This window comes from Saprospiraceae bacterium (genome assembly GCA_016715965.1).
Taxonomy (GTDB): Bacteria; Bacteroidota; Bacteroidia; order Chitinophagales; family Saprospiraceae; genus Vicinibacter.
Window position 1 is genome coordinate 3,242,299 of record JADJXG010000001.1, and the last position, 18,349, is coordinate 3,260,647.

The 18,349-nt window shown below is 47.4% G+C and carries 2 protein-coding genes; both read left to right on the forward strand.

Annotated elements, in window-relative coordinates; all coding sequences use genetic code 11:
- The first annotated feature begins 1,954 nt into the window (after positions 1-1,954).
- A complete protein-coding gene (locus IPM48_12490) occupies positions 1,955-9,106 on the forward strand; it encodes a T9SS type A sorting domain-containing protein (GenBank protein ID MBK9272403.1) in 7,152 nt (2,383 codons plus the stop codon).
- Between the two features lie 246 nt (positions 9,107-9,352).
- On the forward strand, positions 9,353-18,301 hold the full coding sequence (locus IPM48_12495) for a M36 family metallopeptidase (GenBank protein ID MBK9272404.1): 8,949 nt from the start codon (positions 9,353-9,355) through the stop codon (positions 18,299-18,301).
- Positions 18,302-18,349: the final 48 nt, after the last annotated feature.

Here is an 18,349-nt window from a genome sequence, read left to right on the forward strand (position 1 = left end):
CGACAACCCGCGCAATCCGTTTAATGCCAGCGGCACTTATCCGATCGGTATCCACAGAATCAACTGGTATGTCGAAGACGGTTGCGGTAATGTAGGTACCTGCGAAACCCTGTTTGAAATCAGAGATTGCAAGGCACCAACACCTTACTGTCTGACGGGTATCATCACCGTACCTATGCCCAGCAGCGGATGTGTCAGCATCTGGGCCAAAGACCTGGATAAAGGAAGCTTTGACAACTGCACCCCTCAGGACAGACTCTTGTTCTTCTTTGACAACGACATCAATAAAACAAGCATTGATGTGTGCTGTGAGGACTTTGTCAATGCAAGGGTAGACGATGAGCTGATTTTGAGTGTAGAAATGTGCGTACAGGATGAAGAAGGCAACAGAGATTGTTGCATCACCACCATCGTCATTCAGGACAATCAGGACCTGTGTCCCAACGGAGGTAGCTTCGGTAAAGTAACAGGTGCCATCCTCACTTCCAGCGGACAGGGTACCGATGAAACTCAGGTCGAACTCAAAAAAGCAGGACAGATCATGAAAGACGTCCATACCTCCGGGGATGGCAAGTATGCCTTCTATTCCCTGGATATGTATCAGGATTATGTGATCAAACCTTCCAGAGACGACGACCATCTCAATGGGGTGACTACCGCTGATATCATCAGGATTCAAAAACACATCCTGGGACAGGAAACCATCTCTGATCCTTATCTGCTCATCGCTGCGGATGTCAATAAATCCAATAGCGTCACCAGTGCTGATATCACTGAAATCAGAAAACTCATCCTCGGCAGCATCAGCCGGTTTGCCAAAGTCCCTTCCTGGACATTTGTTCCAAAAGACTTTGTCTTCCCTGATCCGGCTCAACCTTTCCAATATGAGGCCTATGGTAAAGTCAAACTCGATGATCCAAACATGACCCTCGACTTCGTCTCCATCAAAATGGGCGATGTCACCAACAGCGCACGTGCCAACGCTCATGCAGGCATTAGCGCCAGAACTGCTGGTAAACTCATTTTGGAATTCGACGATGCTCTAATTCAGGCCGGACAAAGCTACAAGCTGATCCTGCGAAGCAGCAACTTCCGACAAATCAAGGGTATGCAATACACCCTTCGCTTCGACCACCAGGCTCTCCAGTTTGAGGACATTCAGGGAATCCTATTGGAAATCAACCAGACAAACCTGGGTCTCACCAAATTACAACAGGGTGTCATCTCCCTGAGCTGGAATAACAAGGAAGCCCTCAGTGCCAAGCCTCAGGATGCTTTGTTCGAATTCCACTTTACCGCCAAACGAAACGGACGTCTCAGCGAATTGATACACATCAACAGCGACCTGACCAGGGCTGAAGCATATCTTGAAAATGCCGATGTTCTCGATGTCACCCTCCTGGCCAGAAACGGTCTGACAACTTCCTCTACTGCCTTGTTTGATTTGTATCAGAATGAACCCAATCCTTTTGACAAACTAACCAACATCAGATTCATGTTGCCAAAAGATGGACCCGTCACCCTGACCGTCTATGACATCTCAGGTAAAGTCCTCAGGGTCATACAACAAAACGCAGTCAAAGGACTCAATCAGCTGACTTTGCAAAAATCTGAACTCGGTGCTTCAGGGGTCTTGTATTACCAACTCGATGCAGACCAACACACCGCCACCAGAAAACTCATCGTCATCGATTAGTCCCGTGGATCAAAAAGGGTAGATAGGACCCACTGAATCAGCTCGCTATTCTTAGAGCATTCACCAAAACTCAACTCAAATAAAAAAGCCTCCACTATGGAGGCTTTTTTTTATATAAAAATATTTGGTCAATTGAAATTATTGTATTTTTGAGGGTAAATATTTGAATTTTAATATATTAGATTATTTTATAATTTATATACATATTGTTTTTCAAGTATTTTGCGAAGCATTTACTAAACCAAACCAACCAAACTCATGAACTTACAGTTTACTGTATTTAGTAGAATCAAAGGAATTACCCAGCTATTTTTGATTTTCTGCTCAATTATTTTTAACTTACATTCTAGTTTTTCTCAGACCACTGTATGCTTTAACTACACGGGGGCAATGGAAACCTGGACCGTTCCAGCGAATGTAACCTCTGTATTTATTGAAGCATATGGAGCACAAGGTGGATCAAACCCACTGGGAGTTGTCGGAGGATTAGGAGGTTTTGCCTCTGGAAATCTTGCTGTTTCTCCAGGTAATGTGCTTAATATATTTGTAGGTGGAACTGGCTTACCTACCACAACTGTTAATTCGTTCAACGGTGGATTTAACGGAGGAGGTAGTGGAGGAACTACTACAGCAACCAATGTAAATCCACGTGGCGGTGGCGGTGGCGGAGCTTCTGATGTGAGATTCGGAGGCATTGCTTTGGCAAACCGCGTAATAGTTGCTGCTGGTGGAGGTGGTGCTGGTGGAAATAGAGTTCAAAGTATAGGTAGAGGAACAGGCGGCGGCGGCGGCGGCGGATACTATGGCGGCGGTGGTGGCGCTGGTTGGCCCGGAACTCTTCCAGGAGGAGCAAATCCAACTGGCGGAACACAAATTGCTGGTGGAGCTGGTGGTGTTTCAACTTTTAATGTTGCATACAATGGTTTTCCCGGAGCTCTTGGTACAGGAGGAAATGGGGGTATAGAAGTAGCATCCGGTCAAGGTGGATCCGCAACAGCCACTTCTGGTGGTGTTGGAGGCGGACTTATTGGTGCCAACGGAACTTATGTTACCAATTGGTGTGGTGCTTCTGGAGCGGGTGGCTCAAGTTATATTGATGGAGTTACTGGTGGTGTTACAAACTCAGGCGTCAGGTCTGGTAATGGACAAATTTGTATCACCTATACCACAGGTAATCCTCCTCCTCCTCCAGGTAACTTTCCTTCGATTAGTTGCCCAGCAAACATCAATGTATCTTGTGCTATTGATGTACCCGCTCCGAATATTAATTTGCCCTTGGTGAATGGTGGCTGTGAGACCCCATTAATGGTGACTCACAGAAGAGATTCCATTACCAATCAAACCTGCAGAGACAGATTTATTGTTCACAGAATTTATCGTGTGACGGATCCTTGTAATAATTTTTCAGAATGTATCCAAACCATTACGGTTAATGATGTAACCTCCCCATCACCATTCTGTCCGGCAAATCAAAATTTTCAATGTGCTTCACAAATTCCAATACCCAATCCTGCCAGTGTTATTACAGCCGATGGATGTGGTAACTCTGGAATTACCGTAACCCATGTAAGTGATACCCGAGTCAATGAAACTTGTCCAAATCGATTTACCCTGAACCGCGTTTATCGCGCTACTGATATTTGTGGTAATTCTGCCACTTGTTTGCAGGTGTTCACCGTGTTTGACAACACAATTCCTTCCGTTACCTGCCGAAACCTCACCTTATATATTGGTCCAAATGGACTTGCTGTTCTGAATCCAGTGGATGCTGTTGTAAGTGTCAGTGAAAATTGCACACCTACTGCACAATTGGTATATGGTGCAAGCACTACCGACTTTACTTGTGCCAATTTAGGGCCCAATCAAGTCACTATAACCGTTAGAGATGAATGTGCGAATACAGGAACTTGCGCTGCAACAATTACTGTATTGGACACCGTAGCACCTGTCATTATGGGCTGTCCCATTAAGTCACCTGTGACCCTCAACCTGGGCCCCGGTGCCTGCGAAATCAGCTGGGATGTCCCTCCTTTTATGGCCATGGACAATTGTCTCGTGCCCAGTCGTCTGTTTGGTGCCAGAAACACCACCACCGTTTGTCTGCCTCCGGCCTCTTACTGGTCTATCACTGGTGGAGCCAATAGCTGGGGTGTGATGTTTGACCTGGTCAATACCTCCGGTATGGCTTTAAATCTTCAATTGCTGGGTGAAAGGGCTTTTGCCAACGTGCCTCATAGAATTTGGTACCGTACCACTCCGGGTGGCCATGCTCCTGTTCAGGGTACTCCTGCTGCATGGACCTTGTGCGCAACTCGCACCCCTCAGTTTGGTGCTCAATTTACTACCATCATTGACAGCTTTAATCTGATTACAGGTGTTGTGCGCGATACCATGGTCTCTTGTACAGGCACCCGCATTGACTCCTCTTCCGTAGGTTGTCTGACCATGTTACCCGGTGAAACCCGTGGTATTTACATACACGCTCCCGGTACTCCGGGCACCAACGCTTCCTTGTTTAATGGATGTACACCTGCTCAAATGGGAAATGCCCAGATCACCACTCCTTTGAATGGGGCCACTTATACAGGGGGTGAGTTTGCCGCTCCGTTTATCAACAGCTCCTTTGGATTTGGAGGTGCTAACTGGATTGGTGTCATTGGATACAATCTGGGAGCTTCCACCAACCTGGTACCGCTGGTGCAAACCTGTGGTGCTCCTTATGGACCGGGTTGTTTCTTCCCCATTGGCTGTGTCAGATTATGCTATGAGGCCCGTGATGCTGCCGGCAATGTAGGACGATGCGAATTCGAAGTATGCGTCAACGAATATTCCAATCCCATCAATGAGCTGGCTTGCAATGACCTCATCCAAATCAGTCTGGATGACAGTTGCAGGGCCACCATCCACCCAGACATGCTCCTGGAAGGAGGTCCTTATGCCTGTTATGACAACTACATTGTCACTGCAAGAGACTGGATCACCAATGCCATCATTGACAGAGACCCCAACAGACCGGGTGTCCAAATAGATCGTCGCGACATCGGTCGTGATTTGCGAATCACGGTCACCGATCCTCGCACCGGAAATAGCTGCTGGGGCAAAGCTACTGTCGAAGATAAACAAGCTCCCATTCTTACCTGTCCTCCAAATATCACTGTGACTTGTGCAGAAGGCACCTCACCTGCAGTAACGGGCGTTCCCAGTGTGTATGAAAACTGTGGAGGATTCAGCCTTGGCTACAGAGATCAGGCCAGTCAGGGAGATTGTGCCCTGGGATATCAAACCAGAATCATCAGAACCTGGACCGCTGAAGATGCTTACGGCAATCGCTCAGTCTGTGTCCAAACCATTGAAGAAAGTTTAGGCGATCTGGCCAGTGTGACCGTACCACCCAATTATGACAACATCGATCAGCCTATCCTTAACTGTGATGAGAAAATCGATCGCAACAAAAATATAGTTCCACACATGTTGGACAATCCTGTTTGTTTGGATGGATACATTCTGGACAGCGCTTACTGGCTGGCCAGACCCACACAACTTGATCAGTATCCAAACAGGAGAATCCCAAGGGTTTTGGGATGGAATTGCATTGATGATCCTGCGGATGTCCACTTTGGTCACCCCAGTCCGGATCCGGTGTATTATCCACAGCATCGCCTGTGGCAACCCAACAATCCTTTGTGTTGGGGACCTGACACCCACATCATGTGGATTGGTACCGGACGTCCCGGTGGATCTACTTCCTGCCACAATTTGGCAGTCACCTACAAAGACATTGTTTTTGATCTGGCCACCCCCGGATGTGATGCCGGACCCATTGGCTGTTACAAAGTGCTGCGTCAGTGGACCGTCATGGATTGGTGTACCAGTCTGGTGGGCGGCCACAGCCAAATTATCAAGGTGGGCGACCTGGTTGGACCTCAGGTCTTGTATCCTGATTCCGTCAGAGTCAATATGGACAGCTATGTCTGTGCAGGACGCTGGGAAGTCTCTCCAGCATGGTTGTTAGACAACTGCTCCAACGAGCTACACTATAGCGTCGAAGTCGAACATGGCACTGTCCTGGGCAACGAAGCCACCGGTTATGTCGTCATCAACATGCCTGAGGGAATTCAATTCGCTTGGATTGTGGCTGAAGACTGCTGTGGTAACATCACCCGCAAACAGGTGGTCATCAATGTCGTGGACAGAGTTCCCCCAACTCCCATTTGTCGCACTTGGACGACCGTCAGCATCAATGGCAACCAAAGTCCTCTGGACAACTATGCCAGAATATATGCCCATGATCTGGACGAAGGCTCTTACGACAATTGTGCCCCTCATGTCTTCTTTAAAGTCATCCGTATGGCAGAACTTCTGGGTACCAACAACGGATCCAATTCCAACAATACCGTTGCCTGCAATGGCCGCAACGGGGATGACAATCTCACCCTCGCTGGCAATCAGGTCTATTTTGATGATTTCACTGACTTCTGCTGTGCAGATGTAGGACAGAGAGTCATGGTCGTTCTCAGGGTCTTTGACATCGATCCGGGGGCCGGACCCGTCACTCCGGTCAGAATGACCAGCACCGCTCAGCCGCTCCACGGTCGTTTCAGCGATTGTATGGTCGAAGTAGAAGTTCAGAACAAAGCCGTTCCTACCGTGATCGCTCCTCCAAATATCGTCGTCAGCTGCTGGTTCTGGTTTGATATTGCCAAGCTCACCAATCCCAATGATGAAACTTTCGGTAAAGTCGTCACTGACCTTACCCTCAGAAGAAAGGTGGTTACAAAAGATCTCGTTTGCTACAAGTATTGCGAACGAAATGACTATACCGGTTATCCGGGTTTTGTACCGAGCAATCAGGTGCCTAAACCAGCTCCAAATCAAGCCTGCGAGTTCTATTGGCAGTATTTTGACAGCGCTCACTGGGACCGCAAATACGAACTGGTCTGGGGATTTGATGGTTACGTCCTGGCTCCTTGCGGTGCCACCCCTACCATCACCGTCAACGATCTGCGCGAATGCGGACAAGGTATCATCCAACGAATCGTCAGCGCTACAGGACCCAACAACATCAATGTCACCGCCATTCAGACCATCTGGGTGGTTGACTGTGATCCTTTCTATATCGACGATGCCACTTGCAATGATCCTCGCTTCAGCGATGTCATCTGGCCAAATGGTATCTGCACACAGACTCCGGTCACCCTCAATGGTTGTGGAGCGGACATCAGCCCGGACAATCCTCAATTGGGTCGTCCGCAAATTATCAACAACGCTGATGACAATTGCGCTTTGATTTCGGTAGAATACCACGATGAGGTCTTTACCATCGAACCCGATGCTTGTATGAAAATCCTGCGCACCTGGACCATCATCGACTGGTGTCAGTACGATCCTTTCATCGATGCCGACAACGGAAGATGGCAAAGACTGCAAGTCATCAAAGTCAGAGATCAGGACAAACCGGTGGTCAGCTGCAACGTAGGACCATGTGAACCGGCAAGCATACACCCAACCCTGGGTGTTTGTGTAGGACACATCAGCCTCAGCGCAGATGCCACGGACAACTGTACTCCCGTTGACTGGTTGTTCTGGGAATACAAAATAGATGCCTACAACGATCGCAAAGGAGTCCACGGAGGTTGGGACTTCAGAGTCGGTACCCTCACTCAAAAACAATTCAACGCAGGGGATACCGTAGAATACAGCCACAATCCTTTTGCCGACAACCCGCGCAATCCGTTTAATGCCAGCGGCACTTATCCGATCGGTATCCACAGAATCAACTGGTATGTCGAAGACGGTTGCGGTAATGTAGGTACCTGCGAAACCCTGTTTGAAATCAGAGATTGCAAGGCACCAACACCTTACTGTCTGACGGGTATCATCACCGTACCTATGCCCAGCAGCGGATGTGTCAGCATCTGGGCCAAAGACCTGGATAAAGGAAGCTTTGACAACTGCACCCCTCAGGACAGACTCTTGTTCTTCTTTGACAACGACATCAATAAAACAAGCATTGATGTGTGCTGTGAGGACTTTGTCAATGCAAGGGTAGACGATGAGCTGATTTTGAGTGTAGAAATGTGCGTACAGGATGAAGAAGGCAACAGAGATTGTTGCATCACCACCATCGTCATTCAGGACAATCAGGACCTGTGTCCCAACGGAGGTAGCTTCGGTAAAGTAACAGGTGCCATCCTCACTTCCAGCGGACAGGGTACCGATGAAACTCAGGTCGAACTCAAAAAAGCAGGACAGATCATGAAAGACGTCCATACCTCCGGGGATGGCAAGTATGCCTTCTATTCCCTGGATATGTATCAGGATTATGTGATCAAACCTTCCAGAGACGACGACCATCTCAATGGGGTGACTACCGCTGATATCATCAGGATTCAAAAACACATCCTGGGACAGGAAACCATCTCTGATCCTTATCTGCTCATCGCTGCGGATGTCAATAAATCCAATAGCGTCACCAGTGCTGATATCACTGAAATCAGAAAACTCATCCTCGGCAGCATCAGCCGGTTTGCCAAAGTCCCTTCCTGGACATTTGTTCCAAAAGACTTTGTCTTCCCTGATCCGGCTCAACCTTTCCAATATGAGGCCTATGGTAAAGTCAAACTCGATGATCCAAACATGACCCTCGACTTCGTCTCCATCAAAATGGGCGATGTCACCAACAGCGCACGTGCCAACGCTCATGCAGGCATTAGCGCCAGAACGGCCGGTAAACTCATTTTGGAATTCGACGATGCGCTAATTCAGGCCGGACAAAGCTACAAGCTGATCCTGCGAAGCAGCAACTTCCGACAAATCAAGGGTATGCAATACACCCTTCGCTTCGACCACCAGGCTCTCCAGTTTGAGGACATTCAGGGAATCCTATTGGAAATCAACCAGACAAACCTGGGCCTCACCAAATTACAACAGGGTGTCATCTCCCTGAGCTGGAATAACAAGGAAGCCCTCAGTGCCAAGCCTCAGGATGCTTTGTTCGAATTCCACTTTACCGCCAAACGAAACGGACGTCTCAGCGAATTGATACACATCAACAGCGACCTGACCAGGGCTGAAGCATATCTTGAAAATGCCGATGTTCTCGATGTCACCCTCCTGGCCAGAAACGGTCTGACAACTTCCTCTACTGCCTTGTTTGATTTGTATCAGAATGAACCCAATCCTTTTGACAAACTAACCAACATCAGATTCATGTTGCCAAAAGATGGACCCGTCACCCTGACCGTCTATGACATCTCAGGTAAAGTCCTCAGGGTCATACAACAAAACGCAGTCAAAGGACTCAATCAGCTGACTTTGCAAAAATCTGAACTCGGTGCTTCAGGGGTCTTGTATTACCAACTCGATGCAGACCAACACACCGCCACCAGAAAACTCATCGTCATCGATTAGTCCCGTAGATCAAAAAGGGTAGATAAGAACCACTGAATCAGCTCGCAATTCTTAGAACATTCACCAAAACTCAACTCAAAAAAAAAAGCCTCCACTATGGAGGCTTTTTTTTTTGGAATTCTGAAATTAAATTACCTTTGGCTCATAATTAATTGAAATACAATACATTAAATAATTTAATAATTTATTTAGTGCTGTGTATTAATTAGTTATAACTTATATTTAATAAACCAAACCAACCTGCTCATGAACTCGAAGCAATTACTGCTGGGTGGCTTAAACCGATTTAAAGCCCAATTATTTTCATTTTTAATTTTCTTTTTCACTTTTTTTCAAATTGGACACTCACAAGGTTCTCTTCCAAAAATCCAGGAATACCTTAATAGTGCAAAATCTCAATTTGGATTAAAAGACCCTGACATCGCTGATTTTGAAATAACTTCTGAACACACCAGTACCATTTCAGATGTTTTGCATGTGTATTTTACACAAAGATCTTCAGGAATTGAAATCTACACTACGGAAAGTTCCGCACACTTCTATGCTAGCGGTCAACACTTTCACAGCAACATTAAGTTTCTAACAAATTTAGAAAACTATCAAATAAATTCTAATACTCCTACATTAAATATTGAACAAACCATAATACAAGTACTTAAGGAACTTGGAATTAATTTCACCGGTAACATTAATATAAAAGAAGAGCTTGGGACCGAAGCCCGAGAAGTGATCATCGACAAGGGAAATATAGCTTTCGATGACATAAAAGCGAAACTTAAATATCTACCGATTTTAAGTTTGGATTCTCGAAGCACTTCTACTGAGAAAAATAAATTGGGCCTAATGTGGGAAATTTATTTTTATGAAAAGAATCAAAAACATTATTGGCACTTATTAGCAAATGCAACCACTGGAGAGATTGTCGTTAAAAACGACCTGGTTGTAAACTGTGGATTTGAACATTCGTGTGAATCTCATTTAGTCGAAAGCAATTTTGATTTTCCTGGATATTATAAAGTTCCTTTCACGCCAACACCTGCGATTTCAAACGCAAGTGTAGCAATGGTAGGAGCGTATCGCGTCTATCCCATGCCCGTTGAAAGCCCGGGGCATGGTGGGAGAGTATTGGTGGCTAATCCTGACAATGCTTTGGCTTCACCTTTTGGTTGGCATGATACCAATGGAGCTTCAGGTCCTGAATTTACAATAACAAGGGGAAATAATACCCATGCTTATGAGGATGGCAACAATCCAGGTTTTAGTCCGGATGGAACTGGTGCTTTAACTTTTGATTTCCCGATCAATACCAATTATCAAATGGGAATCGATGAATCTGAACCCGCCGCAATAACCAACCTATTTTATTGGACAAATATCATTCATGACCTTTTGTATCAATATGGATTTACTGAATCTGCAGGTAATTTTCAAGTAAATAATTACGGTCGCGGAGGAATTGGTAACGACGATGTAAGAGCTGAGGCACAAGATGGTTCAGGTACATGCAATGCTAATTTTGCGACTCCACCTGATGGGTCAAGACCAACGATGCAAATGTATGTTTGCGGTAACAGAGACGGCGATTTAGACAATGCGGTAATTGTCCACGAATATGGACATGGGATTTCAATCCGATTAACCGGTGGTCCGGGCAATTCAAGTTGTTTGAACAATCAGGAACAGCCTGGAGAAGGCTGGAGCGATTGGTATGGATTGGTGATGACCATAGAACCGGGTGATCAAGGTACTGATTCCCGGGGAATAGGTACCTGGTTATTTGGACAAGCGCCAAATGGCCCTGGAATTAGACCATTTCCTTACTCAACTAATTTAGCCATCAATCCTCATACATACGACGCCATAAAAACAGCGGCAGTACCACACGGAGTTGGGTCTGTTTGGTGTGCGATGTTATGGGAAATGACATGGGCACTTATTCAGCAATATGGCTATAGTTCTAATTTCTATACAGGAAATGGTGGTAATAACCGTGCAATGGCATTGGTTACAGAAGGATTAAAATTGCAACCATGTTCACCCGGATTCGTGGACGCCAGAAATGCAATATTAAGAGCTGACACTGTTTTATATGGCGGTGCTAATGCATGTTTGATTTGGACTGCTTTTGCAAAAAGAGGACTTGGATTTAGTGCTATTCAGGGAAGCTCAGGAAGCAGATCTGATGGCACCGAGGCCTTTGACATTCCACTTGCCTGCCAAGCTCAAGCACCACAAACGGTTTGTTTCAATTATACCAATAGTATGCAAACTTGGACAGTTCCAGCCGGAGTAACTAGTGTAACAATTGAAGCGTGGGGTGCAGAGGGAGGGTCTGCACCTAATAACCAGTCCTCTTGTGGTAACCTCAATATGGGAGGAGATGGTGGATATGCATCTGGTACACTTTCAGTCACCCCTGGTCAAGTTTTAAATATATTTGTAGGTGGGAGAGGATTTAATGGCGCAGGGCCTGGTGGATTTAATGGAGGAGGCTCTTCTGTTGGTAGAGATAACTCTACTTGTGCTTCTGGTGGAGGTGCCTCAGATATCAGAGTTGGAGGTACCGGTCTTGCAAATAGAGTTATTGTTGCTGCCGGAGGCGGTGGAGCTGAATGGTCTGGAAGATGCCAACAGGCTGGACAAGGTGGTGGATTAAATGGTGGCATCAACGGATATGGAGATAATACTGATCCAACAAGAAATGGTGGACCTGCTTCTCAAGCAGCTGGTGGATTTGTTGGAATTGATAATTGTAACTCCAACACTGGAACTGCAGGTTCTTTAGGTGTTGGCGGAACAGCAACTCAGATCCATTCAGGTGCTGGAGGAGGTGGGTATTATGGTGGTGGCGGTGCTGGTTGCGATGGTCATGGAGGAGGTGGTTCTTCTTACATAGGAGGAGTTACTGGTGGAATCACAACTCCGGGTCTACGTACCGGAGATGGACAAATATGCATCACTTACAATGGTACTGGTGGTACACCTCCCAGTATAACTTGTCCAGCCAACATCAACGTATCTTGTGCAATAGATGTACCTGCTCCAAATATTAATCTGCCCATCGTAGGAGGTGGGTGTAGAGCCCCATTGCAAGTTACCCATAGAAGAGATTCCATCACCAATCAAACCTGCAGAGACAGATTTATTATTCACAGAATATATCGCGTGACGGATCCTTGTAATAATTTTTCAGAATGTATCCAAACCATTACGGTCAATGACGTAACACCCCCATCGCCATTCTGTCCTGCCAATCAAAATTTACAGTGCGCTTCACAAATTCCAATACCCAATCCTGCCAGTGTTATTGCTGCCGATGGGTGTGGTAATTCAGGAATTACGATTACCCATGTAAGCGATACCCGAGTCAATCAAACCTGTACAAATCGATTTACCCTGAACCGCATTTATCGCGCTACTGATATTTGCGGTAATTCTGCCACTTGTCTACAGGTGTTTACCGTGTTTGACAATGTTGCACCTTCACTTACCTGCAGAAATCTCACCATTTATGTGGATCAAAATGGAAATGCTACTCTGATACCAAGTGCTGCTGTTGTCAACGTTTCAGACAACTGTACTCCGGCTGCTCAAATTACTCTTGGAGCAAGTACTACCAATTTCACCTGTGCCAATTTAGGTCCCAATCAGGTCACTATTTTTGCCACAGACGAATGCGCCAATGTGGGTATTTGTACCACTACGGTTACCGTCTTGGATACAATAGCACCTGTCATTATGGGCTGTCCCATTAAGTCACCTGTGACCCTCAACCTGGGCCCCGGTGCCTGTGAAATCAGCTGGGATGTCCCTCCTTTTATGGCCATGGACAATTGTCTCGTGCCCAGTCGTCTGTTTGGTGCCAGAAACACCACCACCGTTTGTCTGCCTCCGGCCTCTTACTGGTCTATCACTGGTGGAGCCAATAGCTGGGGTGTGATGTTTGACCTGGTCAATACCTCCGGTATGGCTTTAAATCTTCAATTGCTGGGTGAAAGGGCTTTTGCCAACGTGCCTCATAGAATTTGGTACCGTACCACTCCGGGTGGCCATGCTCCTGTTCAGGGTACTCCTGCTGCATGGACCTTGTGCGCAACTCGCACCCCTCAGTTTGGTGCTCAATTTACTACCATCATTGACAGCTTTAATCTGATTACAGGTGTTGTGCGCGATACCATGGTCTCTTGTACAGGCACCCGCATTGACTCCTCTTCCGTAGGTTGTCTGACCATGTTACCCGGTGAAACCCGTGGTATTTACATACACGCTCCCGGTACTCCGGGCACCAACGCTTCCTTGTTTAATGGATGTACACCTGCTCAAATGGGAAATGCCCAGATCACCACTCCTTTGAATGGGGCCACTTATACAGGGGGTGAGTTTGCCGCTCCGTTTATCAACAGCTCCTTTGGATTTGGAGGTGCTAACTGGATTGGTGTCATTGGATACAATCTGGGAGCTTCCACCAACCTGGTACCGCTGGTGCAAACCTGTGGTGCTCCTTATGGACCGGGTTGTTTCTTCCCCATTGGCTGTGTCAGATTATGCTATGAGGCCCGTGATGCTGCCGGCAATGTAGGACGATGCGAATTCGAAGTATGCGTCAACGAATATTCCAATCCCATCAATGAGCTGGCTTGCAATGACCTCATCCAAATCAGTCTGGATGACAGTTGCAGGGCCACCATCCACCCAGACATGCTCCTGGAAGGAGGTCCTTATGCCTGTTATGACAACTACATTGTCACTGCAAGAGACTGGATCACCAATGCCATCATTGACAGAGACCCCAACAGACCGGGTGTCCAAATAGATCGTCGCGACATCGGTCGTGATTTGCGAATCACAGTCACCGATCCTCGCACCGGAAATAGCTGCTGGGGCAAAGCTACTGTCGAAGATAAACAAGCTCCCATTCTTACCTGTCCTCCAAATATCACTGTGACTTGTGCAGAAGGCACCTCACCTGCAGTAACGGGCGTTCCCAGTGTGTATGAAAACTGTGGAGGATTCAGCCTTGGCTACAGAGATCAGGCCAGTCAGGGAGATTGTGCCCTGGGATATCAAACCAGAATCATCAGAACCTGGACCGCTGAAGATGCTTACGGCAATCGCTCAGTCTGTGTCCAAACCATTGAAGAAAGTTTAGGCGATCTGGCCAGTGTGACCGTACCACCCAATTATGACAACATCGATCAGCCTATCCTTAACTGTGATGAGAAAATCGATCGCAACAAAAATATAGTTCCACACATGTTGGACAATCCTGTTTGTTTGGATGGATACATTCTGGACAGCGCTTACTGGCTGGCCAGACCCACACAACTTGATCAGTATCCAAACAGGAGAATCCCAAGGGTTTTGGGATGGAATTGCATTGATGATCCTGCGGATGTCCACTTTGGTCACCCCAGTCCGGATCCGGTGTATTATCCACAGCATCGCCTGTGGCAACCCAACAATCCTTTGTGTTGGGGACCTGACACCCACATCATGTGGATTGGTACCGGACGTCCCGGTGGATCTACTTCCTGCCACAATTTGGCAGTCACCTACAAAGACATTGTTTTTGATCTGGCCACCCCCGGATGTGATGCCGGACCCATTGGCTGTTACAAAGTGCTGCGTCAGTGGACCGTCATGGATTGGTGTACCAGTCTGGTGGGCGGCCACAGCCAAATTATCAAGGTGGGCGACCTGGTTGGACCTCAGGTCTTGTATCCTGATTCCGTCAGAGTCAATATGGACAGCTATGTCTGTGCAGGACGCTGGGAAGTCTCTCCAGCATGGTTGTTAGACAACTGCTCCAACGAGCTACACTATAGCGTCGAAGTCGAACATGGCACTGTCCTGGGCAACGAAGCCACCGGTTATGTCGTCATCAACATGCCTGAGGGAATTCAATTCGCTTGGATTGTGGCTGAAGACTGCTGTGGTAACATCACCCGCAAACAGGTGGTCATCAATGTCGTGGACAGAGTTCCCCCAACTCCCATTTGTCGCACTTGGACGACCGTCAGCATCAATGGCAACCAAAGTCCTCTGGACAACTATGCCAGAATATATGCCCATGATCTGGACGAAGGCTCTTACGACAATTGTGCCCCTCATGTCTTCTTTAAAGTCATCCGTATGGCAGAACTTCTGGGTACCAACAACGGATCCAATTCCAACAATACCGTTGCCTGCAATGGCCGCAACGGGGATGACAATCTCACCCTCGCTGGCAATCAGGTCTATTTTGATGATTTCACTGACTTCTGCTGTGCAGATGTAGGACAGAGAGTCATGGTCGTTCTCAGGGTCTTTGACATCGATCCGGGGGCCGGACCCGTCACTCCGGTCAGAATGACCAGCACCGCTCAGCCGCTCCACGGTCGTTTCAGCGATTGTATGGTCGAAGTAGAAGTTCAGAACAAAGCCGTTCCTACCGTGATCGCTCCTCCAAATATCGTCGTCAGCTGCTGGTTCTGGTTTGATATTGCCAAGCTCACCAATCCCAATGATGAAACTTTCGGTAAAGTCGTCACTGACCTTACCCTCAGAAGAAAGGTGGTTACAAAAGATCTCGTTTGCTACAAGTATTGCGAACGAAATGACTATACCGGTTATCCGGGTTTTGTACCGAGCAATCAGGTGCCTAAACCAGCTCCAAATCAAGCCTGCGAGTTCTATTGGCAGTATTTTGACAGCGCTCACTGGGACCGCAAATACGAACTGGTCTGGGGATTTGATGGTTACGTCCTGGCTCCTTGCGGTGCCACCCCTACCATCACCGTCAACGATCTGCGCGAATGCGGACAAGGTATCATCCAACGAATCGTCAGCGCTACAGGACCCAACAACATCAATGTCACCGCCATTCAGACCATCTGGGTGGTTGACTGTGATCCTTTCTATATCGACGATGCCACTTGCAATGATCCTCGCTTCAGCGATGTCATCTGGCCAAATGGTATCTGCACACAGACTCCGGTCACCCTCAATGGTTGTGGGGCGGACATCAGCCCGGACAATCCTCAATTGGGTCGTCCGCAAATTATCAACAACGCTGATGACAATTGCGCTTTGATTTCGGTAGAATACCACGATGAGGTCTTTACCATCGAACCCGATGCTTGTATGAAAATCCTGCGCACCTGGACCATCATCGACTGGTGTCAGTACGATCCTTTCATCGATGCCGACAACGGAAGATGGCAAAGACTGCAAGTCATCAAAGTCAGAGATCAGGACAAACCGGTGGTCAGCTGCAACGTAGGACCATGTGAACCGGCAAGCATACACCCAACCCTGGGTGTTTGTGTAGGACACATCAGCCTCAGCGCAGATGCCACGGACAACTGTACTCCCGTTGACTGGTTGTTCTGGGAATACAAAATAGATGCCTACAACGATCGCAAAGGAGTCCACGGAGGTTGGGACTTCAGAGTCGGTACCCTCACTCAAAAACAATTCAACGCAGGGGATACCGTAGAATACAGCCACAATCCTTTTGCCGACAACCCGCGCAATCCGTTTAATGCCAGCGGCACTTATCCGATCGGTATCCACAGAATCAACTGGTATGTCGAAGACGGTTGCGGTAATGTAGGTACCTGCGAAACCCTGTTTGAAATCAGAGATTGCAAGGCACCAACACCTTACTGTCTGACGGGTATCATCACCGTACCTATGCCCAGCAGCGGATGTGTCAGCATCTGGGCCAAAGACCTGGATAAAGGAAGCTTTGACAACTGCACCCCTCAGGACAGACTCTTGTTCTTCTTTGACAACGACATCAATAAAACAAGCATTGATGTGTGCTGTGAGGACTTTGTCAATGCAAGGGTAGACGATGAGCTGATTTTGAGTGTAGAAATGTGCGTACAGGATGAAGAAGGCAACAGAGATTGTTGCATCACCACCATCGTCATTCAGGACAATCAGGACCTGTGTCCCAACGGAGGTAGCTTCGGTAAAGTAACAGGTGCCATCCTCACTTCCAGCGGACAGGGTACCGATGAAACTCAGGTCGAACTCAAAAAAGCAGGACAGATCATGAAAGACGTCCATACCTCCGGGGATGGCAAGTATGCCTTCTATTCCCTGGATATGTATCAGGATTATGTGATCAAACCTTCCAGAGACGACGACCATCTCAATGGGGTGACTACCGCTGATATCATCAGGATTCAAAAACACATCCTGGGACAGGAAACCATCTCTGATCCTTATCTGCTCATCGCTGCGGATGTCAATAAATCCAATAGCGTCACCAGTGCTGATATCACTGAAATCAGAAAACTCATCCTCGGCAGCATCAGCCGGTTTGCCAAAGTCCCTTCCTGGACATTTGTTCCAAAAGACTTTGTCTTCCCTGATCCGGCTCAACCTTTCCAATATGAGGCCTATGGTAAAGTCAAACTCGATGATCCAAACATGACCCTCGACTTCGTCTCCATCAAAATGGGCGATGTCACCAACAGCGCACGTGCCAACGCTCATGCAGGCATTAGCGCCAGAACGGCCGGTAAACTCATTTTGGAATTCGACGATGCTCTAATTCAGGCCGGACAAAGCTACAAGCTGATCCTGCGAAGCAGCAACTTCCGACAAATCAAGGGTATGCAATACACCCTTCGCTTCGACCACCAGGCTCTCCAGTTTGAGGACATTCAGGGAATCCTATTGGAAATCAACCAGACAAACCTGGGCCTCACCAAATTACAACAGGGTGTCATCTCCCTGAGCTGGAATAACAAGGAAGCCCTCAGTGCCAAGCCTCAGGATGCTTTGTTCGAATTCCACTTTACCGCCAAACGAAACGGACGTCTCAGCGAATTGATACACATCAACAGCGACCTGACCAGGGCTGAAGCATATCTTGAAAATGCCGATGTTCTCGATGTCACCCTCCTGGCCAGAAACGGTCTGACAACTTCCTCTACTGCCTTGTTTGATTTGTATCAGAATGAACCCAATCCTTTTGACAAACAAACCAACATCAGATTCATGTTGCCAAAAGATGGACCCGTCACCCTGACCGTCTATGACATCTCAGGTAAAGTCCTCAGGGTCATACAACAAAACGCAGTCAAAGGACTCAATCAGCTGACTTTGCAAAAATCTGAACTCGGTGCTTCAGGGGTCTTGTATTACCAACTCGATGCAGACCAACACACCGCCACCAGAAAACTCATCGTCATCGATTAGTCCCGTGGATCAAAAAGGGTAGATAGGACCCACTGAATCAGCTCGCTA